Here is a 25,772-nt window from a genome sequence, read left to right as displayed (position 1 = left end):
GTCGCCACAGTTCACTTTCGCCCCCTCGACGCTGCGTAATGTTCCAGGCACGGTGCACCTAGACACCGACCTACAACAATCCACTGCCGCACGAGACCCACGCGATGAAAAGACTGTCCAAACGCTGTCTGTCGTTCCTCTGCGGTACCGCTCTACTAAGCTCCGGCGCAATGGCCGCCGAGCCTGCGTCCTGCCAGACCGTGCGCATGGGCGTGGTCAACTGGACCGACGTGATCGCCACCAGCGGCATGGCCGATGTGTTGCTCACCGGCCTGGGCTACGAAAGCAAGCAGACCAGCGCCGTGCAACAGATCATCTTCGCCGGCATTCGCGACAAGCGACTCGATATTTTCCTGGGCTATTGGAAGCCCGCGATGGACAAGAACATCGCCCCGTTCCTGGCGGCCAACCAGGTGAAGGTGCTGGACCAGCCAAGCCTGGCCGATGCCCAGGCCACCTTGGCCGTTCCAGACTACGTGGCGGCGGCGGGGCTCAAGACTTTCGGCGATATCGCCCGGTTCAAGGACCCGCTCGGCGGCAAGATCTATGGGATCGAGCCGGGCAGTGGCGCCAATGCCACCATCAAGACCATGATCGAAACCAATCACTTTGGCCTCAAGGATTTCAAGCTGATCGAATCCGGCGAGGCTGGAATGCTGGCGGCGGTGCAGCGGGCGGTGAACCGCAAGGAATTCGTGGTGTTCGTCGGGTGGACCCCGCACCCGATGAACATCAACATGAACATCGCCTACCTGACGGGCAGTGAAGACGTCTATGGCCCGAATGAAGGCGCCGCGACCGTGTCCACCGTGACCGCGCCGGACTACGCCCAGCGCTGCCCCAACGTTCAGCGGTTGCTGGAAAATCTCACGTTCACCGCCGCCCAGGAAAGCCAGCTGATGGTGCCGATCATGGAGCGCAAGACACCCCAGGATGTCGCCCGGCAATGGCTGCGTGAACATCCCGAGGACCTACAGCGCTGGCTCGCCGGCGTGACCAGCTTCGACGGCAAGGATGGCATTGCGGCGGTGCAGGCCAGTCTCAAGCACTGACACGGTATCAAGGACAGCGATAATCCCGTGGCGAGGGAGCTTGCTCCCGCTGGGCTGCGAAGCAGACCCGGCTTTTCCTGGCGGTCGCTGCGCAACCGAGCGGGAGCAAGCTCCCTCGCCACAAAAGCCTCCGGGTTATACCTGGGCATTCCACGGCAAATCACAATGGCCTACCCACTCTCCCAGGCAATGTCAGCTTTCATCGACAAAACCCTGAGCTTCAGCGCCCCGGACGACAGCCTCGCCGGTTCGCGCCAGGCCTACAGCCAGATGTGCCGGGCGTTCACCCCGCCGCGCCCGGCAACGCTGGCGGTCGAGGACCTGCATTTGGCTGGCGTGGCTGTCCGCGCCTACCTCCCACGCACCGCGCCGCCGCTGGCCGGTTGGCCGTGCATCCTTTACCTGCACGGTGGTGGTTGGGTGGTGGGCGACCTGGATTCCCATGATTTCATCTGCATGGAACTGGCCGAAGCCCTCGCCGTGCTGGTCGTGGCGGTGGACTATCGGCTCGCCCCGGAACATCCCTTCCCGGCTGGTTTCGAAGACTGCCTCGCGGTGTGGCGTCACCTGACGGACCTGCCGTTTGCCATTGACCCGCGTCGCCGCGCGGTGACTGGCGACAGTGCCGGGGGCAACCTCGCCGCGGCGTTGTGCCTGGCCCTGCGCGATGCAGGCCAGCCCCAGCCCAGGGCCCAGGTGCTGATTTATCCGGCACTCGGCGGCCCTGCGCATTTGCCGTCGCGCGACGAGTGTTCCGCCGCACCGCTCTTGAGCCGCAGTGACCTGCAACACTATGACGCTTTGTACCTGCAGGGTGCCGACCCCACGCCCTACGCCGCACCGTTGCTTGCCGATGATCTGAAGGGTTTGGCCCCCGCCTTCGTCGCCGTCGCCCAATGGGATCCGCTGCGTGATGACGGTGTCCTTTATAGCGAGCGGCTGAACGCCGCAGGAGGGGCTTGCGTGTTGTACCGGGGCGAAGGCCTGGTCCACGGTTGCCTGCGTGCTCGGGGCCAGGTACCGGAGGTGGATAAGATGTATCGCACGCTGCTCGCTTACCTGGCTGACACGCTTTGACTGCGCGCGGGGCATGCTCATTAAGGTGATTCGGGTTTATGATGCCGGACGGCAGACTAAATAGAAGTCCCCACAGGGATGACTCGACCCCTTACGGAGCGCGCAATGCAGACTTTGTACCCGCAGATCAAACCCCATGCCCGGCACGATCTGGCTGTCGATGACACCCACACGCTCTATGTTGATGAAAGCGGCTCGCCGGAAGGCTTGCCAGTCGTGTTCATTCACGGCGGCCCGGGGGCGGGTTGCGATGCACAAAGCCGTCGCTACTTCGATCCGAACCTGTACCGCATCGTCACGTTCGACCAGCGCGGCTGCGGTCGTTCCACGCCTCACGCCAGCCTGGAAAACAACACCACCTGGGATCTGGTCGAAGACCTGGAGCGCATCCGCAAGCACCTGGGCATCGAAAAATGGGTGCTGTTCGGCGGCTCCTGGGGCTCGACCCTGGCCCTGGCCTACGCCCAGACCCATCCGGAGCGGGTACATGGCTTGATCCTGCGTGGGATCTTTCTCTGCCGTCCGCAGGAAATCGAGTGGTTCTACCAGGCAGGCGCCAGTCGCCTGTTCCCTGACTACTGGCAGGACTACATCGCGCCGATCCCGCTGGACGAACGCGACAACTTGCTCAGCGCTTTCCACAAGCGCCTGACCGGTAACGACCAGATTGCCCAGATGCACGCGGCCAAGGCCTGGTCGACCTGGGAGGGCCGTACCGCGACCCTGCGGCCGAACCCGCTGGTGGTCGATCGCTTCTCCGAGCCGCAGCGCGCGCTGTCGATCGCCCGGATCGAATGTCACTACTTCACCAACAATGCTTTCCTCGAGCCCAACCAACTGATTCGCGACATGGGCAAGATCGCCCACTTGCCGGGCGTCATCGTGCACGGCCGCTACGACGTGATCTGTCCATTGGACAACGCCTGGGAACTGCACCAGAACTGGCCCAACAGCGAACTGCAAGTGATTCGCGACGCCGGCCACGCTGCGTCGGAGCCAGGGATCACCGATGCGCTGGTGCGCGCCGCCGCACAAATGGCCCGGCGCCTGCTTGACCTGCCGCCCGAAGAAGCATGAAAGGGCTGCTGCAGCGGGTTCGCGGCGCCCGGGTCGAGGTTGCGGGTGAGATTGTCGGTGCGGTGGACCATGGCTTGCTGGTGCTGGTGGCGGTCGAGCCTGGGGACACGCGTGCCCACGCCGACAAACTCCTGCACAAGCTGCTTAATTACCGGGTGTTCAGCGACGCGGATGGGAAGATGAATCTGTCCCTGGCGGATGTGGCAGGCGGTTTGCTGCTGGTTTCACAATTCACCCTGGCAGCGGACACCAAAAGCGGCCTGCGACCGAGTTTTTCGACCGCCGCGCCTCCCGCCCTGGGCGAAGAGCTATTCAACTATTTGCTTAACCAGGCGAAACAGGTGCATGGCACCGTGGCATCAGGTAGATTCGGCGCCGACATGCAAGTGCATCTGGTCAACGATGGCCCGGTAACCTTTCTGTTACAGGCCTGAAAGCGTTTGAAACATCTTTTCGGCCCGGTTTCGAGGGAAAACAGGACGTTTTCCCGATAAATACTTTGCTAGCCCTGATGCGTTGTCACGCGGCCTACTAGATAATCGCGCGCTACGGGGGACCAGCGATCGCTGGTCCATTTGACTTAGGTAGAGACTTGTCCTGAACCGTTTGGGGAATCATTTTGTCCCATCGGAGTCGGAACAATGCTCGCCAACTTGGCAAGAGTGGTCCGCAGGAACGGTTTTTCAGCGCCGTTACCGTGTAGATACTTTATCTGGCCGTTGGTTTTTTGATCAGTTTTCGGCGAGGGTTGCTCGTGATTGTTAGTCCCTGTAATGCACCAAAAATGACTGCCAAACGGTTTAGAAGCGCTCTGGTAGCGGGCTCGGCCCTGTTTTGCCTGCTTGGCGCCAGCCAATTGTGGGCATTCAGCCTGGATGATGTGTCGGCAAAAGCACAAGAACTGGCCGGGCAGAAGTTCGAAGCCCCGCGCAGCAACTTGCCGAACGAATTCCGCGAAATGAAGTTCGCCGATTATCAGAAAATCCGTTTCCGCACTGAAAAAGCTGAATGGGCCGACCAGAAGACGCCGTTCCGGCTGTCCTTCTATCATCAGGGCATGCACTTCGACACGCCGGTGAAGATCAATGAAATCACCGCGACCACCGTCGACGAGATCAAGTACGACCCGACACGTTTCGATTTCGGCGACGTGAAGTTCGATCCCAAGGCGACCGAACAGCTGGGCTACGCCGGTTTCCGCGTGCTGTACCCGATCAACAAGGCGGACAAGCAAGACGAAATCATGACCATGCTGGGCGCGAGCTATTTCCGCGTCATCGGCAAGGGCCAGGTCTACGGTTTGTCTGCTCGTGGCATGGCGATCGATACCGCTTTGCCGTCGGGTGAAGAGTTCCCACGTTTCCGCGAGTTCTGGATCCAGCGTCCGAAACCGACCGACAAGCACCTGGTGATCTTCGCCTTGCTGGATTCGCCACGGGCCACGGGCGCTTATCGCCTGACCCTGCGTCCGGGCACCGACACCGTGGTCGACGTGAAGTCGCGTGTGTTCCTGCGTGATCGCGTCAACAAACTGGGCATCGCCCCGCTGACCAGCATGTTCCTGTTCGGCGCCAACCAGCCTTCCAAAGTGCTGAACTACCGTCGTGAACTCCACGATTCCAGCGGCCTGTCCATCCATGCCGGCAATGGCGAGTGGATCTGGCGTCCGCTGAACAATCCAAAACACCTGGCCGTGAGCAACTTCTCGGTTGAAAACCCGCGTGGTTTCGGCTTGTTGCAACGGGGCCGTGACTTCAGTCACTACGAAGACCTGGACGACCGCTACGAAAAACGTCCTAGCGCCTGGATCGAGCCGAAAGGCGATTGGGGCAAAGGCACCGTCGACCTGGTTGAAATTCCGACCGCCGACGAAACCAACGACAACATCGTTGCGTTCTGGAGCCCGGAAAAACTGCCTGAGCCTGGCCAGCCGCTGGACTTCGCCTACCGTCTGCATTGGACGCTCGATGAAGCCAACCTGCACTCGCCAGACAGCGCCTGGGTCAAGCAGACCCTGCGTTCCACCGGTGACGTGAAGCAGTCCAACCTGATCCGTCAGCCGGACGGCAGCGTGGCCTACCTGGTCGACTTCGAAGGGCCATCCCTGCAAGCGCTGCCTGAAGACGCCGAAGTGCGTAGCCAGGTGAGCGTTGGCGACAACGGCGAGATCGTCGAGAACAGCGTTCGCTACAACCCTGAAACCAAGGGCTGGCGCTTGACGCTGCGCCTGAAGATCAAGGACCCGAGCAAAGCCACCGAGATGCGTGCTGCCCTGGTCCGGCCGCTGGTTCCTGTCGAACTGCCTGCCACCTCGCATTCCGTGAACACGTTGGCCAAGGCTGACAAGGTCGCGAAGCAGCAGAGCGAAAAAGAAAAAGCCAACGAGCAAGCCGCCGAGCAGAAAGAAGCCAAGGCCGTGAAGGCGTCCACCGCCGCCGCCGAGCCGACCCCAACCCCACAGGAACCGGAACAGACTGAACAAGTCCTGACCGAGACCTGGAGCTACCAGTTGCCTGCCGATGAGTAATACTCCCGTACAACCAGAATCTCTCAGCGAGTATCTGGCCCATTTGCCGATGACCGACGAGCAGCGCGCCGAGCTGGCGGGCTGCAAGTCATTCAGCGAATTGCATGAACGCCTGGCTTCTTCGACGTTCGACGCACCCAACGAGGCGGCGCAAGCCTCGGTGGGGCGTCGCCTGACACTGAGCACCGCCGAGGAACTCGAGGACGCCGAAATGCTGGCGCTCGATTCCAACGGCCGGGTGTGCCTGAAGGCGACGCCGCCGATTCGCCGGACCAAAGTCGTGCCGGAGCCGTGGCGCACCAACATCCTGGTGCGTGGCTGGCGCCGCCTGACCGGTCGCACCAATCCGCCGAAGCCGCCCAAGGACGAGCGCGTGTTGCCGCACGCACGGTGGCGTACCGTGGGTTCGATCCGCCGCTACATCCTGCTGATTCTGATGCTCGGCCAGACCATCGTCGCTGGCTGGTACATGAAAGGCATCATGCCGTACCAGGGCTGGTCGCTGGTGGACCTCGACGAAGTGATGCACCAACCGCTGCTGCAGACGGCCACGCAAGTGCTGCCGTACGCGCTGCAAACCAGCATCCTGATCATGTTCGGCATTCTGTTCTGCTGGGTGTCGGCTGGTTTCTGGACTGCGCTGATGGGCTTTCTGGAACTGCTCACCGGTCACGACAAGTACCGTATCTCCGGCGCCAGCGCCGGCAACGAGCCGATTCCGAAGGACGCCCGCACTGCATTGGTCATGCCGATCTGCAACGAGGACGTCCCGCGGGTATTCGCCGGTCTGCGCGCCACGTTCGAGTCGGTCGCGGCCACTGGCGACCTGGATCGCTTCGATTTCTTCGTGCTCAGCGACAGTAACGAAACCGATATCTGCGTCGCCGAGCAGCAGGCCTGGCTGGACGTCTGCCGTGAAACCGGCGGCTTCGGCAAGATCTTCTACCGCCGTCGTCGCCGTCGCGTGAAGCGCAAGAGCGGCAACCTCGACGACTTCTGCCGTCGTTGGGGCAGCGACTACAAGTACATGGTCGTGCTCGACGCCGACAGCGTCATGAGCGGCGAATGCCTGACCAGCCTGGTGCGCCTGATGGAAGCCACGCCTGACGCCGGCATTATCCAGACCGCGCCAAAGGCTTCGGGCATGGACACGCTGTATGCGCGCATGCAGCAGTTCGCCACCCGCGTCTATGGTCCGCTGTTCACCGCCGGCCTGCACTTCTGGCAGTTGGGCGAGTCGCACTACTGGGGTCACAACGCGATCATCCGCATGAAGCCGTTTATCGACCACTGCGCCCTGGCGCCGTTGCCGGGTAAAGGTGCGTTCTCTGGCGCGATCCTCTCCCACGACTTCGTCGAAGCCGCGCTGATGCGCCGTGCCGGCTGGGGCGTGTGGATTGCCTACGACCTGCCGGGCAGCTACGAGGAATTGCCGCCGAACCTGCTGGACGAACTCAAGCGTGACCGTCGCTGGTGCCACGGCAACCTGATGAACTTCCGGCTATTCCTGGTCAAGGGCATGCACCCGGTACACCGCGCGGTGTTCCTGACTGGCGTGATGTCCTACCTGTCGGCGCCGTTGTGGTTCTTCTTCCTGGTGTTGTCCACCGCGCTGCTGGCAGTGAATACGCTGATGGAGCCGCAATACTTCCTGGAGCCGCGCCAGCTGTACCCGCTGTGGCCGCAATGGCATCCGGAAAAGGCCATCGCGCTGTTTTCCACCACCATCGTCCTGCTGTTCCTGCCCAAGCTGTTGAGTATCGTGCTGATCTGGGCGAAAGGCGCGAAGGAGTTTGGTGGCAAGTTCAAGGTGACGCTGTCGATGCTGCTGGAGATGCTGTTCTCCATGCTGCTGGCGCCGGTGCGGATGATCTTCCACACCCGCTTCGTCCTTGCCGCTTTCCTGGGCTGGGCCGCGACGTGGAACTCGCCGAAACGTGACGACGACTCCACGCCATGGAGCGAAGCCGTCAAGCGCCACGGTCCGCAAACCCTGCTGGGCTTCTTCTGGGCCTTGCTGGTGATCTGGCTGAACCCGAGCTTCCTGTGGTGGCTCGTGCCGATCGTCGGCTCCCTGATGCTGTCGATCCCGGTCTCGGTGATTTCCAGTCGCGTGGGCCTGGGCTTGAAGTCCCGTGATGAAAGCTTGTTCCTGATCCCCGAGGAATACGCACCGCCTCAGGAACTGCTGTCGACCGACCAGTACACCCATGAAAACCGTTGGCATGCGCTGAACGACGGTTTCATCCGGGCGGTGGTGGATCCGCAACAGAACGCCTTGGCCTATGCCTTGGCGACGTCACGCCATGGCAAGGCCGAGCCGATCGAATGGCTGCGGGTCGAACGTGTTCGTCACGCGCTGAAGGTCGGCCCTGCGGGGCTCAACAACGCCGAGCGATTGGCACTGTTGAGCGACCCGGTGGCATTGTCCCGCCTGCATGAGCAGGTCTGGGCCGAGGCGCACCCCGAGTGGTTGGCGGCATGGCGCGAGTCGGTCAAGGCCGATCCGCACGCACCGTTGTTGCCGCTGCAGCCGGTGAGCGTACAGCCTCAGTTGGCTTGATAGTGTGATGAACAAAAGCCCCGCTTCTGAAAAGAGGCGGGGCTTTTTGTTGGGTGTATTTTCTATCTGCAGATAGCCTTTGTGGCGAGGGAGCTTGCTCCCGCTGGGACGGTCCGACGTTTCGGGCGTAGCCGCCCCGCTTTTGCAGTGCGGTCAGTGTTGCGGATTGACGCTATCCAACATCCGGTTTGCCAATAACCTGCTCAGTTCGATCAGCTGCAGGATGCCAAGGGCAACGTGGCGCCGCGAGCCCTCAAGGTCGAATGCCAGGTCGTTGATCATGGCGTCGGCTGAAGCCAGGGTTTCGCTGAGGTTGGCCAGCAGGCTTTCGGTGTCGATGCCGTCGACGATGGTGAAGAGTTGGCCTGGCGACGATTTTTTCTCGGGTTTGGCCTGTTTGGGCTTCAGGTAGTAATCCAGCGCGCGATCAGTGGCTTCCTGGAGTTTCTTGGGGTCGGTTTCGGGTTCTGGTGGGTTGGGTGTCACTTTGTACATGGATGACGCTCCTAGGGTAATGGAGCCGCCAGAAATCGCTGCTAAACGAGGAGGGTGGCGACTGTACGCGGGTTAGCAGACCGGGACCCTAGAACCCGGCAGACCCGAAGGTCTCCCACGCACAACCGCCATGACATAGATGCGCAGGCGCTGAAGCCTGCTCATGCATGTGGAGAGTGTACGTCTAGGATTTGCCCAGGCTGCTAAACCCGATCGCTGAACTGACAGCGACCTGCAAACGTTAGAGCCCAGGGCCAAGGCGCACAAGCCGGCGGATTCTGGCGTAGTTGTAGGCAATGGCGCAAGGCGCCGTAGCCTTGGGATGACGGATTGTGGGATGCAGGTGTTTTTGTGTGTATATGCGTTATTTGGGGCACGGCTGCTGATGGTTCCGCCCTTACGGCGTCTCCACTTTTGAGAAGTCCGGAAGCCGGCCCAGTCAAAAGTAAGCAAAACGCTTTTGCCCCACCACTCGGTGCCTCGCCTAGGCTCGGCATGCCCTCACTCCGCCATTGCTCCGTGGTTCTTGGTGGGGCCGCGTTTCCCCTGTGGGAGCGAGCTTGCTCGCGAAGGCGGCCTAACAGCCGACCTGCCTGCCCGGGTATAGCCCCGATCCAATTGTGGAAGCGAGCCTGCTCGCGATGGCAGTGGATCAGTCACATAAATGTTGGGCTTACCGGCCTCATCGCGAGCAAGCTCGCTCCCACAGGGGCTGTGTTGGACATGAATTTTGGTATTCAGCACAGATCGATGTGGAGCGAGCTTGCTCGCGAAGGCGGTGTCATAGCCGATAACGATGCTGGATGATATGCGGGCCTCTTCGCCAGCTCGCTCCCACAGGAGAAACGCGACCCCATCAAGAGCCAGGTCGGCTCTCAGGCCGCACTCCGGGCTCTTCGAAAGTGAGTCGCTGTAAAAGCGAAACCCTAAGAGGCCGTTACCCAAAAAACGGATATACGCACAAGTCCAAAGTGAACAGCCCCAAAGGGCATCAAACCCTGAACCGCCCCACCAACGTCTGCAAATGAACCCCCAGCCGCGCCAACTCCGCGCTGGAAGCTGCCGTCTCCTCACTGGACGACGCCGTCTGCTCCGACACATCACGCACATTCAGCACGCTGCGGTTGATCTCCTCGGCCACCGCGCTCTGCTGCTCGGCCGCAGCCGCAATTTGCTGGTTCATCGACTGGATCGCTGAAACCGTACGCGTGATGTTCTCCAGCGAGCCCCCGGCGCGGCGGGTCAGTTCGACGCTGCTGTCGGTCAGGTTGCGGCTGTTGTCCATGATGGTCGCGACCTGCTCGGTGCCGTTCTGCAGGCCAACGATCAGTTCTTCGATTTCCTCGGTGGACTTCTGGGTGCGCTGGGCCAGGCTGCGAACTTCGTCGGCGACCACGGCAAAGCCTCGCCCGGCTTCCCCGGCACGGGCCGCTTCGATGGCTGCGTTGAGGGCCAGCAGGTTGGTTTGCTGGGCCACCGACTTGATCACGTCGAGGACGCTGCCGATCTTGTCGCTTTCACGCTTCAAGTCGCCCATGGCGGCGGTGGAGTTGCCCACTTCCTTGGCCAGGCGCTCGATCTGGGCGATGGCTTCGCCGACCACCTTGTCGCCTTCGCGGGCCTGTTGGTCGGCGGCGACGGCGGCTTCGGAAGCTTCTTCGGCGTTGCGCGCGACTTCCTGCACCGTGGCGGTCATTTCGTGCATGGCCGTGGCGACCTGATCGGTTTCCACTTTCTGACTGTTCACACCGGCGCTGGTCTGTTCGGTCACGGCCGACAGCTGTTCGGCGGCGCTGGCGATCTGGGTAACCCCTTCACCGATGCCACCGATCAATTGCCGCAGGCCCACGGTCATGCGTTGCATGGCGCGTTGCAGTTGGCCGAGTTCGTCGCGGCGTTCAGAGGTGAGGTTATGGGTCAGGTCACCCGCGGCGACGCGTTCTGCCACCTTCAGGGTCTCATCCAGGGGACCGACGATCTGCCGAGTGATGAGCAGAGCGGCGATCACGCCAAATAGCAGGGCCAGGGCGGCGGCTGCGATCAGGATGCTCTTGGCTTGGGCGGTGTCGCGGTCGCGCACGGCGGTCTGTGACACGGTGAGCTTCTGGCTGGAGTCGATCAGGATCTGGCCTTGCTCGCTCATGCGCTGCAGTGCCGCGGCGTTATCGATCTGTGAGTCACGGAACTGGGCGACCGCGGCACGATAAAGGTTGAACGAGTCGCTAGCCTGCTGCAGGTTGGCGGCGTGCTCCTCGGGAAGTTGGTCCGGAAGGCGCGCAAGCAGTTTGAGGACGGTGTCGATGGCATCGAGGGCCGGTTGCTGGGCCTCGCTCTTGCCGCTGTAAGTGTAGCCGCGAACTTGGTAGCGGGCCTGTTGGACCGCTTTGCTCAGGGTGACCACGCTGTTGAATGGCGTGATGTCGCCTGCTTGCAGCAGCGATTTCTCGACTTCGGCGACGCGGGCCACGGCATTGTCGGCGCTGGCGCCGAGCTTGCTGCGGGCGTCCTCGCGGCTGACGGTGGCGCGGGTCATCTGGGCGAAGGCGCTTTTGTACTCGGCGACGGCGGCCAGTTGCTGGTCGATCAGCGCGATGTCGGCGGGCTGTTCGATCAATTCGCGAGCGGTTTTCAGGCCTGCATCGAGCTTGCCCAGCAAGTCGTTGACCTGCTGCGGGCCTTTCTCGCCGCGGGTGGTGTTGTAGTCGATGCTGGCCAGGTTCAAGTCCTTGCTCAGGTCGTTGAGACTGGCAATGAACCCGAGCTTGTCGCCCCGGCTGATGACATTGCCCAGGCCGGACCAGCCGGTGAACGCGATCATCAAGGTGAGGAGCAGCACCAGGCCGAAGCCTGCGCCGAGTTTGCGATTCACGCTTACATTTCCCAGACCCTGGGCAAGCCACCGGAACATGCTGATACTCCCTTGGAGCGCTGAATTGGTTTTATGGCAGCTGTATCGGCAGCTTGGGCGGGATCTGTAGGGGATTGTCAAGATTTCGTGGCGAGGGCGCTTGCTCCTGCTTGGCCTGTAGCCGCTGTGTAGGAGCTGTGTAGGAGCTGTGTAGGAGCTGCCGAGTGCAACGAGGCTGCGATCTTTCCAACAACACTTGAATCTCAAGCGAAAAGATCAAAAGATCAAAAGATCAAAAGATCGCAGGCTTCGCCAGCTCCTACAGGCCGAGCGGGAGCAAGCGCCCTCGCCACAGGTTTATGCCGGCCCTTTTGGTCAGACCTTGAAGCGCCCGACCAGCGTCTGCAAGTGAACCCCCAGCCGTGCCAACTCGGCGCTGGAGGCGGCGGTCTCTTCGCTGGCGGCGGAGGCCTGCTCGGATACATCGCGGACGTTCAGCACGCTGCGGTTGATCTCCTCGGCCACGGCGCTCTGTTGCTCGGCGGCGGCGGCGATCTGTTGGTTCATTGCCTGGATCGCCGAGACGGTGCGGGTGATGTTCTCCAGGGAACCGCCGGCGCGGCGGGTCAGTTCGACACTGCTATCGGTCAGGCCGCGGCTGCTGCCCAGGCTGCTCGCGACCTTTTCGGTGCCCGTCTGCAGGCCGGCAATCAATTCTTCGATTTCCTCGGTGGATTTCTGGGTGCGCTGGGCGAGGCTGCGGACTTCATCGGCCACCACGGCGAAACCGCGACCGGCTTCACCGGCACGGGCCGCTTCGATGGCCGCATTGAGGGCCAGCAGGTTGGTTTGTTGGGCGACGGACTTGATTACGTCCAGGACGCTGCCGATCTTGTCGCTTTCGCGCTGGAGCTGACCCATCGCTTCGGTAGAGTTACTCACTTCCCTGGACAGGCGTTCGATCTGGGCGATGGCTTCGCCCACCACTTTGTCCCCCTCGCGGGCCTGCTGGTCGGCGGCGAGGGAGGCCTCGGAGGCTTCCTCGGCATTACGCGCCACTTCCTGCACGGTGGCCGTCATTTCGTGCATGGCGGTGGCGACCTGGTCGGTTTCCACTTTCTGCCTGCTGACTCCGGCGCTGGTCTGCTCGGTGACGGCCGAGAGCTGCTCGGCGGCACTGGCAATCTGCGTGACGCCTTCGCTGATGCCGCCGATCAATTGCCGCAGGCCCACGGTCATGCCTTGCATGGCACGCTGCAGCTGGCCCAGTTCGTCGCGGCGCTCGGAGGTGAGGTTGTGGGTCAGGTCGCCTGCGGCCACGTGTTCGGCCACCTTGAGCGTCTGGCCCAGCGGGTCGACGATCTGCCGGGTGATTATCAGGGCTGCGATCACGCCGAACAGGAGGGCCAGCGCTGCGGCCGATATCAGGAGGGTGTCGGCCTGGGCCGCTTCGTGATTGCGCACCAACGTTTGGGAGGCGGTGAGATCTGCGCTGGCCTTGCGTAGCACGACTCCCAGGTCGGACATGCGCTTGATGGCAGCTGCGTTGGCCGTCTGGGCGTCACGGAACTGGCTGACCGCTGCGCGATAAGCCTTGAACGATGCGCTGGCCTGCTGCAGCTTGGCGGCGTGTTCATCGGCCAGTTGCGGTGCAAGACTGTCGAGGGTTTTCATCGCATTATCGATGGCATCCAGCGCGGGTTGCTCGGCGCTGGCCTGGCCACTGTAAGTGTACCCACGAACCTGATAGCGGGCCTGCTGGAGTGCTTTCGCCAGGCTCGACACACCGCCGAGTCGTGGAACGCTATCGCCTTGCAGCATGGCGTTTTCAACGTCGGCGACATGGGCCACCGCGTTATCGGCGCTGGCGCCCAGTTTGCTGCGGGCATCCTCGCGACTGGCGGTGGCGCGGACCAGATCGGCGACGACCGTCTTGTACTCGGCGACAGCCGCCAACTGCTTGTCGATGATCGCCACATCGGCCGGCTCGCTGATCGACTGGCGGACGCTCTGTAGCCCAGGCTCCAATTTACCGAGGAGATCGTTGAGGTCACCCGGGCCTTTTTCGCCACGGGTCGCGTCATAATCCATGCGCGCGGAGCGCAGGTCCTTGGTCAGGTCGTTCAGGCTGGCGATAAGTCCCAGCGTGTCGCCACGAGCAATCACCTTGCTCAGGCCGGTCCAACCGGTGAAAGCGATCATCACGGTCAAGAGCAGTACCAAGCCGAAACCGAAGCCGAGTTTGCGATTAACGCCTACGTTACCTAGCCATCGGAACATACCGGTACTCCCTTGAAGGGCGGAACTGCTTTTTTATAGTAGTTGTATCGGCACGTTTTTGGCGGAACTGGAGAAATGAGCTGAATAAGTTTGTAACACCGTAGCAAGCTACGGGAGTTAGAACAGCCGTGAGAGCAGGGCCGTGACGGCGGTCTCGACCCGCAGGATCCGCTCACCAAGCTGCACCGGCTGCAAGCCGGCCTTGCCCAGCAAGTCGATCTCATAGGGAATCCAACCGCCTTCGGGGCCGATTGCCAGGGTCACCGGTTCGGTCAGTGCCCGCGGGCAGGGCGGGTGGTTGCCGGGGTGGCCGACCAGCCCGAGGGTGCCATCGACGAGGGCGGGCAGGCGATCCTCGACGAAGGGTTTGAAGCGCTTCTCGATGACGATTTCCGGCAGCACGCTGTCCCGGGCCTGCTCCAGGCCCAGGATCAGTTGTTCACGAATCGCCTCGGGCTCCAGGAACGGCGTCTGCCAAAAACTTTTTTCCACCCGATAACTGTTCACCAGCACCACACGCGGCACGCCCATGGTCGCCACGGTCTGGAATACGCGCCTGAGCATTTTCGGGCGAGGCAGCGCCAGCACCAGGGTCAAGGGCAACTTGGCCGGTGGCGGTTGGTCCAGGGTCACTTGCAGTTCGGCTTCGCGAGTTTCCAGGCGCAGCACCTGGGCCGTGCCCATCAAGCCGCCGAGGCGCCCAACCCGCAGGCTGTCGCCGACGGCGCTGCGGTGGACTTCCTGCATGTGGGTCAACCGGCGATCGCTCAGGATGACGCGGTCAGGCCCGATGAAGTCGGCCTCTTCGAGCAGCAGCAGGTTCACGCTTGGGTCGCTGGCGGCTGGTCGTTGTGGTCATCGACCGGCTGGTCCTCGGGTTCATCTTCCCGGCGCTTGCGCACCAGGCCACCGAACAGGATGCCGATTTCGAACAACAACCACATCGGCACCGCCAGGAGCGTCTGGGAGAAGATGTCCGGCGGGGTCAGGATCATGCCAACCACGAAGCAGCCGATGATCACGTATGGCCGGATTTTCTTCAGGTATTTGACGTCCACCACGCCGATCCATACCAGCAGCACCACTGCCACGGGAATCTCGAACGCCACGCCGAAGGCGAAGAACAGCGTCATGACGAAATCCAGGTAGCTGGTGATGTCGGTCATCATTTCCACGCCCGCCGGGGTGGCGGCGGCGAAGAACTTGAAGATCAGCGGGAACACGAAGAAATAGGCGAAGGCCATGCCGGTATAGAACAGCAGGATGCTCGACACCAGCAGCGGCACGGCGACGCGTTTTTCATGCTTGTACAGGCCCGGTGCGATGAAGCCCCAGATCTGGTGCAGGATCACCGGGATCGCCAGGAACAGCGAGACCATCATCGTCAGCTTCAGCGGCGTCAGGAACGGCGACGACACGTCGGTGGCGATCATCGTCGCGCCCGCCGGCAGGTAATCGCGCAGCGGCGTGGAGACGAAGGTGTAGATCTGCTGGGTGAAGGAAAACAGCCCGGCGAAGATAATGAAAACCGCCGCGACGCAGCGCAGCAGGCGGGTGCGCAACTCGGTGAGGTGCGATACCAGCGGCATCGGCTGGTCGTTTTCAGGGATATCGCTCATGGGGCTCGCGGCGGCAAAGTGGGATCGTGGGGAGTCGGTGTGGTCGCAGGAGCCGGATCCACAGGTTTTACAGGTTCAGCCGTCACTGGCGCAGCTTCGGTGGCCCCGGCCTCGGGAGCAATCGTCGGCTCGGCCACGGGCTGGACCGGCGTAGGCTCCTGCTGGGTCGGCGTGAAGATTTTCCGCGCTTCCTGCTCCAGGGACAGGATGTGTTCGTTGTGCAGTTGCCGACGGATATCGTCGGCACCGATTTCACGTTCAACTTCCTGTTTGATCGCGTTGAAGCTGCGCTTCAGGCGCCCGATCCACAGACCGGCGGTACGCGCAGCGCCCGGCAGGCGCTCGGGGCCCAGCACCAGCAGGGCGACGAGGCCGACGAGCAGCAGTTCAGTGAAGCTGATCCCAAACATTAGTCAGTGCTCACGAGTCTTTGCGGGTTGGCTCTTCGACTTTCTGGGCCTGCACGTCGATGGTGTTCGGCGCATTCACCGGTTGGGTGGCCTGCGGGTGTACCGGTTGGGCCGGCTGCACGGGTTGAGCCTGGGTGGTCGCCGGGTCGGCCGGTTTTTCGTCATCGTTCATGGCCTTGCGGAAGCCCTTGATCGACTCGCCGACATCGGTGCCAAGGTTTTTCAGTTTCTTGGTGCCGAATACCAGCACCACGACCACCAGAATGACGATCCAGTGTTTCCAGTCAAAGATACCCATGTGGCTACTCCTCTCAAAAATTGATCAGGCGGACGGGCGCGAGGCTTTCTCGACGTGCCCGGACAGACCGAAGCGACGGTCCAGTTCATCCAGTACGGCCTGCGGATGCTGCCCCAGTTGGGCCAGCATGACCAGGCTGTGGAACCACAGGTCGGCGGTCTCGTAGATCACGTCGCTGCAGTCGCCACTGATGGCGGCGTCCTTGGCAGCGATGATGGTCTCGACCGACTCTTCGCCGACCTTTTCCAGAATCTTGTTCAAGCCCTTGTGGTACAGGCTGGCGACATAGGAACTGTCGGCCGCGGCGCCCTTGCGCTCTTCCAGCACCTGGGCCAGGCGGGTCAAGGTGTCAGTCATGGGAGTGTCCTGAATAAATGGCATGCGGGTCCTTGAGCACCGGGTCGACGGTTTTCCAGTCGCCGTTCTCGAAGACGCGATAGAAGCAGCTTTGACGGCCGGTGTGGCAGGCAATCTCGCCGACCTGCTCGACCATCAGGATGATGACGTCGCCGTCGCAATCCAGGCGCATCTCATGCAGATGCTGCACATGTCCGGACTCTTCACCTTTGCGCCACAGCTTGCCACGGGAACGTGACCAGTAGATGGCGCGGTTCTCGGCGGCGGTCAGGGCCAGCGCTTCGCGGTTCATCCAGGCCATCATCAGCACGCGCCCGGTCTTGTGATCCTGGGCGATGGCCGGCACCAGGCCGTCAGCGTCCCACTTGATCTCGTCCTGCCAGTTTTTCATTTGGGGTCCTGGGGCAGCGGCAAGCTTTTAAGCTTCAAGCTGCAAGTAAAAGCGATTCTGTGTGGTGCTTGCGTTGATAGGTTCACCCATGAACTTGCGGCTTGCAGCTTATCGCTTGCAGCTGCTTCGTGCTATCGACGAACGACCAGATACAAACCAACGGCCACCATGATGCCGGCGGGCCAGTGGCCCAACTGGCTTAACGGACCGCCGGCGGCCAGCACGGCGCCACCGCCCAGGTGGGCCGCGCCGAGCAATCTCAGGAACCAGTCATCCTTGCGCCGGTGCCACGGCGGCGCCGGGTCGTTGGCGTGGGGTTGGGACATGCGTTCGAGCAGGTCACGGGTCATGTTGGCCAGGTGGGGAAGCTGTTCGAACTGGCTCTGCACGTTGCCTAGCAAGGCTTTCGGGCTCATCCGCTCGCGCATCCAGCGTTCGAGGAACGGCTGGGCGGTGTTCCACAAATCCAGGTCCGGATAGAGCTGGCGGCCGAGGCCTTCGATGTTCAGCAGGGTTTTCTGCAGCAGCACCAACTGCGGCTGGACTTCCATGTTGAAACGCCGCGCGGTCTGGAACAGGCGCATCAGCACCTGGCCGAAGGAAATATCCTTTAACGGTTTTTCGAAGATCGGTTCGCACACGGTGCGGATCGCCGCTTCGAATTCGTTGAGCTTGGTCTCGGCCGGCACCCAGCCCGAATCGATGTGCAGTTGGGCGACGCGACGGTAGTCTCGCTTGAAGAAGGCGAACAGGTTGCGCGCCAGGTAATCCTGGTCCTCCGGGGTCAGGCTGCCGACGATGCCGCAGTCGATCGCGATGTATTGCGGGCTCCACGGCTGCACGGTGCTGACGAAGATGTTGCCCGGGTGCATGTCGGCGTGGAAGAAGCTGTCGCGGAACACCTGGGTGAAGAAGATTTCCACGCCGCGCTCGGCCAGCAGTTTCATGTCGGTGCGCTGGTCGGCGAGGGTCGCCAGATCGGTGACCTGGATGCCGTAGATGCGCTCCATCACCAGCACTTTCGGCCGGCACCAGTCCCAATAGACTTGCGGCACGTAGAGCAGCGGCGAGCCTTCGAAGTTGCGGCGCAGTTGGCTGGCGTTGGCGGCTTCGCGCAGCAGGTCAAGCTCGTCGAAGATGGTTTTCTCGTAGTCCTGGACCACGTCCACCGGGTGCAGCAGGCGCGCGTCGGCGGACACCCGCTCGGCGGCGCGGGCAAGGATGAACAACCAGGCCAGGTCTTGGGCGATGACCGGCTTCAGGCCCGGGCGAATCACTTTCACCACCACCTCTTCGCCGGTCTTGAGCTGGGCGGCGTGCACCTGGGCGACCGACGCCGAGGCCAGGGGCTCGACATCGAAGCGGCTGAAGACTTCGCTGATCTTCTTGCCCAGTTGCGCTTCGATCAGCGCCACCGACAACTTCGAGTCGAATGGCGGCACGCGGTCTTGCAGTAGCATCAGCTCATCGGCGATGTCTTCGGGCAACAGGTCGCGACGGGTCGAAAGGATCTGCCCGAACTTGATGAAGATCGGCCCCAGGTCCTGCAAGGCCAGGCGCAGGCGAGCGCCGCGACTCAGGTCCAGGGTTCGCCGGGGAAACCAGCGCCACGGCAACACGAAGCGCAGCGCCAGGAGAAACCAGGGCAGCGGCAAGGCGAACAGCAGGTCATCGAGGCGGTAACGGATCACGACGCGCTGGATGCGCAACAGACGGCGGACGGCAAGCAGCTTCATGCGTTATCGCTTGGGTTCAAGGGTTCGGGAAAGGCGCTCGAAACGCGCCTCGAGACGTTCCAGGTCGAGCTTGACCTGGTCCAGTTCATCAAAACGGGCCTGTGCTTCGCGCTGGCCCACGAGGGTACGCGATTCTTCGGCCAGGTATTCACTCAGATTCTGTCCCAGGCTGGCGAAGCCCTGGCGGTACCAGCGGCTGCGGCTACGCAGGTGACCGCTGAGCAGTTGGGTCGCCACCGGGCCGATCCAGCGGGACACTTCGTATTCCCAGTCCAGTTCGAGGTCCTGGAGAATCGCCGCCAGCTCCAGCAGCACGCCGCTGTCACCGTCGAGCTCGACGTCCGGGCCATGCAGCACGGCGGTCTTGTTCTTGCTCAGCGCCAGTTCCAGCAGGCTCGCCGCCGGGGCGCGCAGCGTGCAATCGGCTTCAGCTTCCCAGTGGGCGGCGAGCATCAGGCCTTCATCGCTGGGCAGGATAAACAGCTGCAACGCCGGGCTGCGGCAATCGACGGCAATCACCTTGCCGCTCAAGTGCGCCAGGCGCATCGGCGCCGTACTGTCCAGGCGCAGGACCCGGTTGATCCCGAGTTCGACGCCGGCGAGCAGGCCGGTGAGCAGCATCAGGGCTTGATACCCCGGTGCAGGGCGACGATGCCCGAAGTCATGTTGTGGTAGGTCACCCGGTCGAAACCGGCCTCGACCATCATCGACTTCAGGGTTTCCTGGTCCGGGTGCATGCGGATCGATTCGGCCAGGTAGCGATAGCTTTCCGCGTCGTTGGTGATCAGCTTGCCCATCAGGGGCATGAAGGCGAACGAGTAGGCGTCATAGGCCTTGGACATCAGCGCATTGGTCGGCTTGGAGAATTCCAGGACCAGCAGCCGGCCACCGGGCTTGAGCACGCGCAGCATCGAGCGCAGGGCGTCTTCCTTGTGGGTGACGTTGCGCAGGCCGAAGGCGATGGTCACGCAATCGAAGTGGTTATCCGGGAACGGCAGCTTTTCGGCATCGGCCTGGACGAACTCGACGTTGCCGGCCACACCCAGGTCCAGCAGGCGATCGCGGCCGACCTTGAGCATCGATTCGTTGATGTCGGCGAGCACCACGTGGCCGGTCGGGCCGACGATGTGCGAGAACTTCTTGGTCAGGTCGCCCGTGCCGCCGGCGATGTCCAGCACCCGGTTGCCGCTGCGCACGCCTGACAGCTCGATCGCGAAACGCTTCCAGAGGCGATGCATGCCGCCCGAAAGCAGGTCATTCATCAAGTCATACTTGGCGGCCACCGAGTGGAAAACCTCAGCGACTTTTTCCGCTTTCTGGCTTTCCGGCACGTTCTTGAAGCCGAAGTGTGTGGTGGGTTCGGCATCGCTGCCTTTGCGCTGATCAGTCATATCGCGGTCACCAAAAAAGAATGCGGGACATTCTAATCCCGGTGGAGGGCTTTGTCTTGGCAAGGCTGCAGGTAAGATGGACCATCGCCCGGACGTTTTGACGCAGGCAGGGTCTGAACGTTCAGGCAAGTCTCGATCAAGCAGGAGTTATCAGATGGCCCGAATTAGTGTTGAACGTGCCCATGGCCTGGGCAAGGAAGCGGCCCGCGAAAAGGCTGACAAGTTGGCCGCAAAATTGTCCAGCAGCTATGGCCTGGAGCCTACTTGGGAAGGCGACACGCTCAAGCTCAAGCGTTCCGGGGTCAAGGGCGAAGTGCATGTGGGCGAGGATTCGATTCGCGTCGATGTGGAGTTGGGCATGTTGATGTCGGCCATGAGCGGCACGATCAAGACGGAAATCGAAAAGGCGTTGGATAAGGCGTTGGCTTGAGTGATTGGAAGGGCTGGTGGAATGCAGGACTCGAGTTCGCCATTCATCCAACTGTGGGAGCGAGCTCGCGATTGCATTACTTCAGTCACATCAAGGTTGACTGACACTCTGCTATCGCGAGCAAGCTCGCTCCCACAGGAGGGATCATCGCCGTTGGGATATGTGTCAGTTGTTAGGGTGCCCTTTCTAATTATTGTCACTACTTTGTGCCTGAGCCCGACCGTGTGCGGGCAGTTCCTCAAACCTTTTTTCGAGTGAGGTGCACCATGGCCAAAGTTATCCTGAAGAAAAAAACCGACGTTGAATCTTCCACGCTCAGCGACGTGAAAACGTACGCGCGCAAGATCTGGCTGGCTGGCCTGGGCGCCTACACGAAGGTCGGCCAGGAAGGCAGCGAGTACTTCCAGGAGCTGGTAAAGGCTGGCGAAGTTATTGAAACCAAAGGCAAAAAGAAAATTGCCGGGAAACTTGAAGCGGCTAACAGCGAACTGATCGAAGCCAAGACCGACGTCAATACATTCAAGGCTCGGGTTGAAGTACAACTCGATAAAGTCGAGAAGGTATTCGACGCGCGTGTTGCAAGTGCCTTGAATCGTATCGGCATTCCGTCTAAACATGACGTTGAGGCACTCTCTGCTAAGCTCGATGAGCTGACGGCATTGCTCGAACGTGTCGCGCGTAAACATTAAGGAGAACGGGATGGCTGGCAAAAAAATCACCGAAAAAGAAGGCAGCTCGTGGGCCGGGAAGATTGAAAAGTACTCCCGCAAAATCTGGCTTGCTGGTTTAGGCGTGTACTCGAAGATCGACACTGACGGCAGCAAACTCTTCGAGTCCCTGGTTAAGGACGGCGAGAAAGCCGAAAAACTCACCAAGACGGCGATCGGCAAACAAGTCGATGCGGCTGCGGTCTCTGCCGAGTCCGCCAAGTCGAGAATCGGCGGCGTGAAGGATCGGGCGATGGGCAAGTGGGACGAGCTGGAAGGGGCTTTCGACAAGCGCCTGAACAGCGCGATTTCCCGCCTGGGCGTGCCGAGCCGCAATGAAGTCAAGGAACTGCACAACAAGGTTGATACCTTGACCAAGCAGATCGAAAAACTCACCGGTGCGAAGGTCACGCCTGTCGCGACCAAGGCTACGGCCACCAAGACGGCGGCCGCCAAGCCTGCGGCGAAGACGGCCGCCAAGCCACTGGTCAAGGCTGCGGCCAAACCGGCAGCGAAAGCCGCCGCCAAGCCTGCGGCCAAAACTGCAGCGGCGAAGCCGGCAGCGAAGGCTGCGGCCAAACCAGTAGCGGCCAAGGCAGCAGCCAAACCCGCCGCTAAACCTGCGGCCAAAACCGCGGCAGCCAAACCTGCCACCGCCAAGCCAGCGGCAAAAGCGCCGGCCAAACCGGCGGCAAAAGCGGCAGCCAAACCCGCCGCAAAACCTGCCGCAGCGAAAAAGCCTGCCGTGAAAAAAGCGGCCGCACCCAAAGCAGCCGCACCCAAGGCGCCAACCGCTACCGCCAAACCGGCAACGCCCCCGGTGAGCACGGCGAACTCCGCCTCGGCTCCGACTCCGGTGGCCACGCCAACACCTGCGCCGACCCCATCGACGCCACCCACCCAGTCCTGATCTCCAGGACTAAAAAACGCCCGGCCTATTGAGGCCGGGCTTTTTTATGCGTGTGCATTTGGATGCACTGCAGGTTCAACTTGTGGGAGCGAGCTTGCTCGCGATGGCGGTGTATCAGGAAACATTGTCGTTGAATGTGCCACAGTCATCGCGAGCAAGCTCGCTCCCACAATGGGGTCTGCCACTGCAGTTCGTTAGTCGTGCTCTTCCAGATACCGCAACGCCATCTGCTCGGTCGCGACCTTGATCGCCGGCGGCAGGTGCGGTGCCACCAGCATCATGATCTGATAGACCACCAAGCGAACGTCGCCTTCGCGATCCAGGATTCGTTGGTAATCCAGCGAGAACAACAGGGTCATGGTGATCTGCTCCACCAGTTGCCCCAACGCCTGTGTGTCGCTGACCAATAACCCTTGGGCCTTGAGCTGCGCCAGCAATGAGGCCAGCGTCCGCTTCAGGGCGTTGAGCAACTGCCGGATACCCTTGGCCAGCTTTGGCAGACGCCCGGCCAGGTTCGAAAGGTCCTGGAACAAGAACCGGTATTGGGCCAGGCGTTCGACGATCAAGTGCAGGAACAGCCAGTAGTCCTCCGGCGCCAATTGCGCATCGGCAGGCGGGTCCAGCAATGGCGCCAGCTCGGCCTGGAATCGCTCGAACAACCCGAGGATCAGCGGCTCCTTGCCGTGGAAGTGGTAGTAGAGGTTGCCAGGGCTGATCCCCATTTCATTGGCCACTTCCATAGTGGAAACATTTGGCTCGCCCTTTTCGTTGAACAACTGCAGGGCACATTCGAGGATACGGTCGCGGGTTTTCATCCGGTCTTCTTGGTGATGGAGTTGTTCCACGGCCAGCCGCGTGGCCGTGGGATGAGGTGTTCAGCGGACTCGCACGTAGTTTCCAGGCGCCGCTTCCAAGGGCGGGTAGTTCGCGTTACCCAGGGCCATCCGGGTTTCGTGCTGGGCACCGGAACGCTCCTGGATCCAGCCCAGCCATTGGGTCCACCAACTGCCCTCAATGTGCTTGGCGTCGTAATACCAGGCCCGTGGGTCGCCGCTCAGCTTCGGATTTTCAATGTAGTTGGCCTTGGGATTGCCCGGCGGGTTGAGGATGCTCTGGACATGGCCGCTGTTGGATAACACGAAGCGTCGATCTCCTCCCAGCAGCAGCGTCGAACGATAGACCGCGTCCCAGGGCGTGATGTGATCGTTGATGCCGGCCACGCTGAAGCTGTCCACCGTGACTTTTTGCAGGTCGATCGGCGTGCCGCATACCTCCAGGCCGCCCGCGTGGGTCAGCGGGTTGTGCTTGAAGAAGTCCAGCAGGTCGCCGTGATAGGCCGCCGGAAGTCGGGTGCAGTCATTGTTCCAGTAGAGAATGTCGAACGCCGGTGGCTCCTTGCCCAAGAGGTAATTGTTGACGAAGTAGGTCCAGATCAAATCGTTGGGGCGCATCCAGGCGAATACGCGAGCCATGTCGCGGCCGTCGAGAATGCCTTTCTGGTAGGAGCGGCGCTTGGCGGCCTCGAGGGTCTGTTCGTCGATGAACAACGTGGCCGGGCTTTCGATTTCGCTGTCCAGCAGGCTCACCAGGTACGTGGCACTGGCTACCCGGCGTAATTGACGCTTGGCCTGCAGGTGGCCTTGCAGGGCAGCGATGGTCATGCCGCCGGCGCAGGCGCCCATCAGGTTGACTTCGCGCGCGCCGGTGATCGCCCGGCAGACATTCATGGCTTCTTCCGTTGCCTCGACATAGCTGGACAGGCCCCACTCGCGATGGCGCACGTCGGGGTTGCGCCAACTGATGATGAACACCTGCAAGCCATTTTTCAGCGCGTATTGGACGAAGCTGTTGGACGGGCTGAGGTCGAAAATATAGAACTTGTTGATCTGCGGCGGCACGATCAGCAGCGGCCTCGCGTACTGCTTTTCGCTCATTGGCTTGTACTGGATCAGCTCCAGTAATTCATTGCGAAACACCACCGCACCCGGTGTGGTTGCCAGGTTCTTGCCGACTTCGAAGGCCTGGGGCGTGACCTGTCGGGGCAGGCCGTCGTTATGCAACAGGTCGTCCACCAGGTGGCTGAGCCCACGGATCAGGCTGGTGCCGCCGGAGTTGAACAGTTCCTTGATAGCCAGTGGGTTGAGCAAGGTGTTGGAAGGCGATACGGCGTCGTTGAGCAAGGAGAAAGTGAAGTGCGCGCGGGCACGATCATCCGGGCTCATGTCGCTTTCGTCGATCCAGCTCTTGACCTGTTTTTGCCAGCTCAGGTACGCCTGCAAGCTGCGGCGATAGAACGGGTTGAGCTGCCACGTGGGATCGGCGAAGCGCTTGTCGTCGGGGTTGGTGGGGTGCAGGGTTTCGCCCAGCAACACTCGACCCAGCTGACTGCCCAGGCGCAACGCGTGCCGCACGCTGTGCACCGGGTTGCGCAAGCCATGGGCGGCAACGTTGCGCAGGGTCGAAAGCAGGTCGCTGCCCCGCAAGCCGGTGACCGCGCTTTGAGCATTGATGAAACTGGCAGGGGCGGGCATGGAACCCTTCGCCGGTCTGTCGCGCATGAGTCAACTCCTTCGTCATCAAGCTAAAAACAAACACACCGAACCAGACAACATAGACGCTGTTTCGGGTAGTTGCGTGATCCGGCGTCCTGCCAGGCGCTAATGAGGGTGTCAGCCGCCACCCAGCGGCGCGGGATGCGGATGCATGACCGCGCGCTGACGTTCTTCCTCCAGAAATTTCATGATGATCGGTGCCACGGCCTCGGCCCGGGTAATCAGGAACAGATGGCCGTCATCGATGATATGCAGTTGCGAATTCGGGATGCGCCACGCCAGCATGCGCATGTTGATCAAGGGGATCAGCGGGTCGTCGTCACCGGCCAGGATCAGGGTCGGCTGGTGGATCTTGTGCAGCCAATGGATGCTGGTCCAGCCAAGTCCCGCGAAGAGTTGCCAGTAATAACCGAGCTTGCCCGCCGAACGTACCTTGGCGGCGTGGCGGGCCGCCAGGCTAGGGTCGCGGCGGAACGAGCCGCCATAGATCAGCGGGGCGATCCGCATCACATGGGACGGCTGCACGTAGCGCCGGGGGCTGGCCATCATCCACAGCACCTTCGGCTTGCCCGGCACCATCACCGCACCGGCGGCGGTCGCCGCCAACACAAGCTTCTTGCAGCGCTCGGGATAGTCATGGGCGAACTGCTGTGCCAGGGCGCCGCCCCAGGACACGCCGATGACATTGACCTGCCCGTAGTCGAGATAGTCGAGCATCCGTGCGGTGAGTTTTGCCAGGCCAGGGAAGCGGTACGGCCGGCTCGGCGTCGACGAACCGCCGACCCCGGGCACGTCGAAGGCAATCACTTCCAGATCCGGGTCCAGGGCTTCGATGAACGGGAACACCAGCTCCAGGTTGGCACCGATGCCGTTGAAGATCAGCAGCGGCGTCAAGTGAGGCTTGCCGGGACGTACCGCGGTGCGCAAGGTCTGGCCATCCAGGTCGACGGTACGAAAGATGTACGGTTGCGGCATGCTTCAAGCCCTGGGGTTAAAAAAGCAGAATGGCAGCTTCAAGCTACAAGCTTCAAGTCAAGGCGCTTGAAGCTTGA

23 protein-coding genes and 1 pseudogene are annotated in these 25,772 nt (G+C 61.7%); 9 read left to right on the top strand and 15 right to left on the bottom strand.

Annotation, left to right across the window (positions count from 1 at the left end; all coding sequences use genetic code 11):
• The first annotated feature begins 104 nt into the window (after nt 1-104).
• From M8Q45_RS22805 to mdoH, 6 genes are all read left to right on the top strand, one after another.
• On the top strand, nt 105-1,052 hold the full coding sequence (locus M8Q45_RS22805; RefSeq protein WP_249876487.1) for a choline ABC transporter substrate-binding protein: 948 nt from the start codon (nt 105-107) through the stop codon (nt 1,050-1,052).
• Between the two features lie 165 nt (nt 1,053-1,217).
• Nucleotides 1,218-2,129, top strand: a complete 912-nt coding sequence (locus tag M8Q45_RS22800; protein ID WP_249876486.1) for an alpha/beta hydrolase — start codon at nt 1,218-1,220, stop codon at nt 2,127-2,129.
• Between the two features lie 105 nt (nt 2,130-2,234).
• Nucleotides 2,235-3,206, top strand: coding sequence for a prolyl aminopeptidase (pip, locus tag M8Q45_RS22795; protein ID WP_249876485.1), 972 nt, complete (start codon nt 2,235-2,237; stop codon nt 3,204-3,206).
• The gene (dtd, locus tag M8Q45_RS22790; RefSeq protein WP_030138257.1) at nt 3,203-3,640 is read left to right on the top strand and encodes a D-aminoacyl-tRNA deacylase; all 438 of its coding nucleotides are present in this window, start codon (nt 3,203-3,205) and stop codon (nt 3,638-3,640) included. Before pip ends, dtd begins: the two co-directional genes overlap by 4 nt.
• A gap of 350 nt (nt 3,641-3,990) precedes the next feature.
• Nucleotides 3,991-5,733, top strand: coding sequence for a glucan biosynthesis protein G (locus tag M8Q45_RS22785; RefSeq protein WP_249876484.1), 1,743 nt, complete (start codon nt 3,991-3,993; stop codon nt 5,731-5,733).
• A complete protein-coding gene (gene mdoH / locus M8Q45_RS22780) occupies nt 5,726-8,296 on the top strand; it encodes a glucans biosynthesis glucosyltransferase MdoH (protein WP_249876483.1) in 2,571 nt (856 codons plus the stop codon). The genes M8Q45_RS22785 and mdoH overlap by 8 nt, the downstream gene beginning before the upstream one ends.
• Before the next feature lie 153 nt (nt 8,297-8,449).
• Here mdoH and M8Q45_RS22775 read toward each other — a convergent pair whose 3' ends face one another.
• The 12 genes and pseudogenes from M8Q45_RS22775 to ubiE all read right to left on the bottom strand — a co-directional run bounded on the left by M8Q45_RS22775 (nt 8,450) and on the right by ubiE (nt 20,121).
• Nucleotides 8,450-8,791: a DUF6124 family protein gene (locus tag M8Q45_RS22775; protein ID WP_249876482.1), complete on the bottom strand. Its 342-nt coding sequence runs from the start codon at nt 8,789-8,791 to the stop codon at nt 8,450-8,452.
• 991 nt (nt 8,792-9,782) lie between these two features.
• Entirely contained in the window at nt 9,783-11,699 is a 1,917-nt protein-coding gene (locus M8Q45_RS22770) for a methyl-accepting chemotaxis protein (RefSeq protein WP_249876481.1), read from the bottom strand.
• Nucleotides 11,700-12,014: 315 nt separating this feature from the next.
• Nucleotides 12,015-13,919: a HAMP domain-containing methyl-accepting chemotaxis protein gene (locus M8Q45_RS22765; RefSeq protein WP_249876480.1), complete on the bottom strand. Its 1,905-nt coding sequence runs from the start codon at nt 13,917-13,919 to the stop codon at nt 12,015-12,017.
• A 117-nt stretch (nt 13,920-14,036) separates the two neighbouring features.
• Complete coding sequence (locus M8Q45_RS22760; protein WP_249876479.1) at nt 14,037-14,744, bottom strand: 16S rRNA (uracil(1498)-N(3))-methyltransferase; 708 nt, start codon at nt 14,742-14,744, stop codon at nt 14,037-14,039.
• A complete protein-coding gene (tatC, locus tag M8Q45_RS22755) occupies nt 14,741-15,538 on the bottom strand; it encodes a twin-arginine translocase subunit TatC (RefSeq protein ID WP_249876478.1) in 798 nt (265 codons plus the stop codon). The genes M8Q45_RS22760 and tatC overlap by 4 nt, the downstream gene beginning before the upstream one ends.
• Entirely contained in the window at nt 15,535-15,948 is a 414-nt protein-coding gene (tatB, locus tag M8Q45_RS22750; RefSeq protein WP_249876477.1) for a Sec-independent protein translocase protein TatB, read from the bottom strand. The genes tatC and tatB overlap by 4 nt, the downstream gene beginning before the upstream one ends.
• Nucleotides 15,949-15,958: 10 nt before the next feature.
• Nucleotides 15,959-16,246 (bottom strand): twin-arginine translocase TatA/TatE family subunit, encoded by a 288-nt coding sequence (locus M8Q45_RS22745; protein WP_249876476.1) that lies wholly within the window; start codon nt 16,244-16,246, stop codon nt 15,959-15,961.
• 24 nt (nt 16,247-16,270) lie between these two features.
• Nucleotides 16,271-16,603, bottom strand: coding sequence for a phosphoribosyl-ATP diphosphatase (locus M8Q45_RS22740; RefSeq protein ID WP_017126935.1), 333 nt, complete (start codon nt 16,601-16,603; stop codon nt 16,271-16,273).
• Nucleotides 16,596-16,994: a phosphoribosyl-AMP cyclohydrolase gene (gene hisI, locus M8Q45_RS22735; protein WP_181290774.1), complete on the bottom strand. Its 399-nt coding sequence runs from the start codon at nt 16,992-16,994 to the stop codon at nt 16,596-16,598. The genes M8Q45_RS22740 and hisI overlap by 8 nt, the downstream gene beginning before the upstream one ends.
• Before the next feature lie 131 nt (nt 16,995-17,125).
• On the bottom strand, nt 17,126-18,730 hold the full coding sequence (gene ubiB / locus M8Q45_RS22730; protein ID WP_030139119.1) for a ubiquinone biosynthesis regulatory protein kinase UbiB: 1,605 nt from the start codon (nt 18,728-18,730) through the stop codon (nt 17,126-17,128).
• Nucleotides 18,727-19,351 (bottom strand): annotated as a pseudogene (locus M8Q45_RS22725) (ubiquinone biosynthesis accessory factor UbiJ). The gene ubiB and the pseudogene M8Q45_RS22725 overlap by 4 nt, the downstream one beginning before the upstream one ends.
• A complete protein-coding gene (gene ubiE / locus M8Q45_RS22720) occupies nt 19,351-20,121 on the bottom strand; it encodes a bifunctional demethylmenaquinone methyltransferase/2-methoxy-6-polyprenyl-1,4-benzoquinol methylase UbiE (RefSeq protein WP_024779926.1) in 771 nt (256 codons plus the stop codon). The pseudogene M8Q45_RS22725 and the gene ubiE overlap by 1 nt, the downstream one beginning before the upstream one ends.
• Nucleotides 20,122-20,275: 154 nt before the next feature.
• On the opposite strand from ubiE, the gene M8Q45_RS22715 reads away from it, so the two are divergent.
• The 3 genes from M8Q45_RS22715 to M8Q45_RS22705 all read left to right on the top strand — a co-directional run bounded on the left by M8Q45_RS22715 (nt 20,276) and on the right by M8Q45_RS22705 (nt 22,168).
• Nucleotides 20,276-20,551: a polyhydroxyalkanoic acid system family protein gene (locus M8Q45_RS22715; protein WP_249876474.1), complete on the top strand. Its 276-nt coding sequence runs from the start codon at nt 20,276-20,278 to the stop codon at nt 20,549-20,551.
• Nucleotides 20,552-20,817: 266 nt separating this feature from the next.
• Entirely contained in the window at nt 20,818-21,240 is a 423-nt protein-coding gene (locus tag M8Q45_RS22710) for a phasin family protein (RefSeq protein ID WP_198797401.1), read from the top strand.
• Between the two features lie 10 nt (nt 21,241-21,250).
• Nucleotides 21,251-22,168 (top strand): phasin family protein, encoded by a 918-nt coding sequence (locus tag M8Q45_RS22705; RefSeq protein ID WP_249876473.1) that lies wholly within the window; start codon nt 21,251-21,253, stop codon nt 22,166-22,168.
• A 194-nt stretch (nt 22,169-22,362) separates the two neighbouring features.
• Here M8Q45_RS22705 and M8Q45_RS22700 read toward each other — a convergent pair whose 3' ends face one another.
• From M8Q45_RS22700 to phaZ, 3 genes are all read right to left on the bottom strand, one after another.
• Nucleotides 22,363-22,983, bottom strand: coding sequence for a TetR/AcrR family transcriptional regulator (locus M8Q45_RS22700; protein ID WP_249876472.1), 621 nt, complete (start codon nt 22,981-22,983; stop codon nt 22,363-22,365).
• A 60-nt stretch (nt 22,984-23,043) separates the two neighbouring features.
• Nucleotides 23,044-24,726, bottom strand: coding sequence for a class II poly(R)-hydroxyalkanoic acid synthase (gene phaC / locus M8Q45_RS22695; protein WP_249876471.1), 1,683 nt, complete (start codon nt 24,724-24,726; stop codon nt 23,044-23,046).
• 111 nt (nt 24,727-24,837) lie between these two features.
• A complete protein-coding gene (phaZ, locus tag M8Q45_RS22690) occupies nt 24,838-25,695 on the bottom strand; it encodes a poly(3-hydroxyalkanoate) depolymerase (RefSeq protein WP_039592414.1) in 858 nt (285 codons plus the stop codon).
• Between the last annotated feature and the right edge of the window lie 77 nt (nt 25,696-25,772).

The sequence above is a fragment of the Pseudomonas sp. T1.Ur genome (genome assembly GCF_023516725.1).
GTDB lineage: Bacteria > Pseudomonadota > Gammaproteobacteria > Pseudomonadales > Pseudomonadaceae > Aquipseudomonas > Aquipseudomonas alvandae.
Note: the sequence above shows the minus strand (reverse complement) of the source record. Positions and strands in the feature narration are given on the sequence as shown.

Excerpts from the sequence above, each read along its gene's own strand:
- M8Q45_RS22805 (WP_249876487.1), top strand. The coding sequence starts at position 105 with ATGAAAAGACTGTCCAAACGCTGTCTGTCGTTCCTCTGCGGTACCGCT.
- M8Q45_RS22800 (WP_249876486.1), top strand. The coding sequence starts at position 1,218 with ATGGCCTACCCACTCTCCCAGGCAATGTCAGCTTTCATCGACAAAACC.
- pip (WP_249876485.1), top strand. The coding sequence starts at position 2,235 with ATGCAGACTTTGTACCCGCAGATCAAACCCCATGCCCGGCACGATCTG.
- dtd (WP_030138257.1), top strand. The coding sequence starts at position 3,203 with ATGAAAGGGCTGCTGCAGCGGGTTCGCGGCGCCCGGGTCGAGGTTGCG.
- M8Q45_RS22785 (WP_249876484.1), top strand. The coding sequence starts at position 3,991 with ATGACTGCCAAACGGTTTAGAAGCGCTCTGGTAGCGGGCTCGGCCCTG.
- mdoH (WP_249876483.1), top strand. The coding sequence starts at position 5,726 with ATGAGTAATACTCCCGTACAACCAGAATCTCTCAGCGAGTATCTGGCC.
- M8Q45_RS22775 (WP_249876482.1), bottom strand. The coding sequence starts at position 8,791 with ATGTACAAAGTGACACCCAACCCACCAGAACCCGAAACCGACCCCAAG.
- M8Q45_RS22770 (WP_249876481.1), bottom strand. The coding sequence starts at position 11,699 with ATGTTCCGGTGGCTTGCCCAGGGTCTGGGAAATGTAAGCGTGAATCGC.
- M8Q45_RS22765 (WP_249876480.1), bottom strand. The coding sequence starts at position 13,919 with ATGTTCCGATGGCTAGGTAACGTAGGCGTTAATCGCAAACTCGGCTTC.
- tatC (WP_249876478.1), bottom strand. The coding sequence starts at position 15,538 with ATGAGCGATATCCCTGAAAACGACCAGCCGATGCCGCTGGTATCGCAC.
- tatB (WP_249876477.1), bottom strand. The coding sequence starts at position 15,948 with ATGTTTGGGATCAGCTTCACTGAACTGCTGCTCGTCGGCCTCGTCGCC.
- M8Q45_RS22745 (WP_249876476.1), bottom strand. The coding sequence starts at position 16,246 with ATGGGTATCTTTGACTGGAAACACTGGATCGTCATTCTGGTGGTCGTG.
- M8Q45_RS22740 (WP_017126935.1), bottom strand. The coding sequence starts at position 16,603 with ATGACTGACACCTTGACCCGCCTGGCCCAGGTGCTGGAAGAGCGCAAG.
- hisI (WP_181290774.1), bottom strand. The coding sequence starts at position 16,994 with ATGAAAAACTGGCAGGACGAGATCAAGTGGGACGCTGACGGCCTGGTG.
- ubiB (WP_030139119.1), bottom strand. The coding sequence starts at position 18,730 with ATGAAGCTGCTTGCCGTCCGCCGTCTGTTGCGCATCCAGCGCGTCGTG.
- ubiE (WP_024779926.1), bottom strand. The coding sequence starts at position 20,121 with ATGACTGATCAGCGCAAAGGCAGCGATGCCGAACCCACCACACACTTC.
- M8Q45_RS22715 (WP_249876474.1), top strand. The coding sequence starts at position 20,276 with ATGGCCCGAATTAGTGTTGAACGTGCCCATGGCCTGGGCAAGGAAGCG.
- M8Q45_RS22710 (WP_198797401.1), top strand. The coding sequence starts at position 20,818 with ATGGCCAAAGTTATCCTGAAGAAAAAAACCGACGTTGAATCTTCCACG.
- M8Q45_RS22705 (WP_249876473.1), top strand. The coding sequence starts at position 21,251 with ATGGCTGGCAAAAAAATCACCGAAAAAGAAGGCAGCTCGTGGGCCGGG.
- M8Q45_RS22700 (WP_249876472.1), bottom strand. The coding sequence starts at position 22,983 with ATGAAAACCCGCGACCGTATCCTCGAATGTGCCCTGCAGTTGTTCAAC.
- phaC (WP_249876471.1), bottom strand. The coding sequence starts at position 24,726 with ATGCGCGACAGACCGGCGAAGGGTTCCATGCCCGCCCCTGCCAGTTTC.
- phaZ (WP_039592414.1), bottom strand. The coding sequence starts at position 25,695 with ATGCCGCAACCGTACATCTTTCGTACCGTCGACCTGGATGGCCAGACC.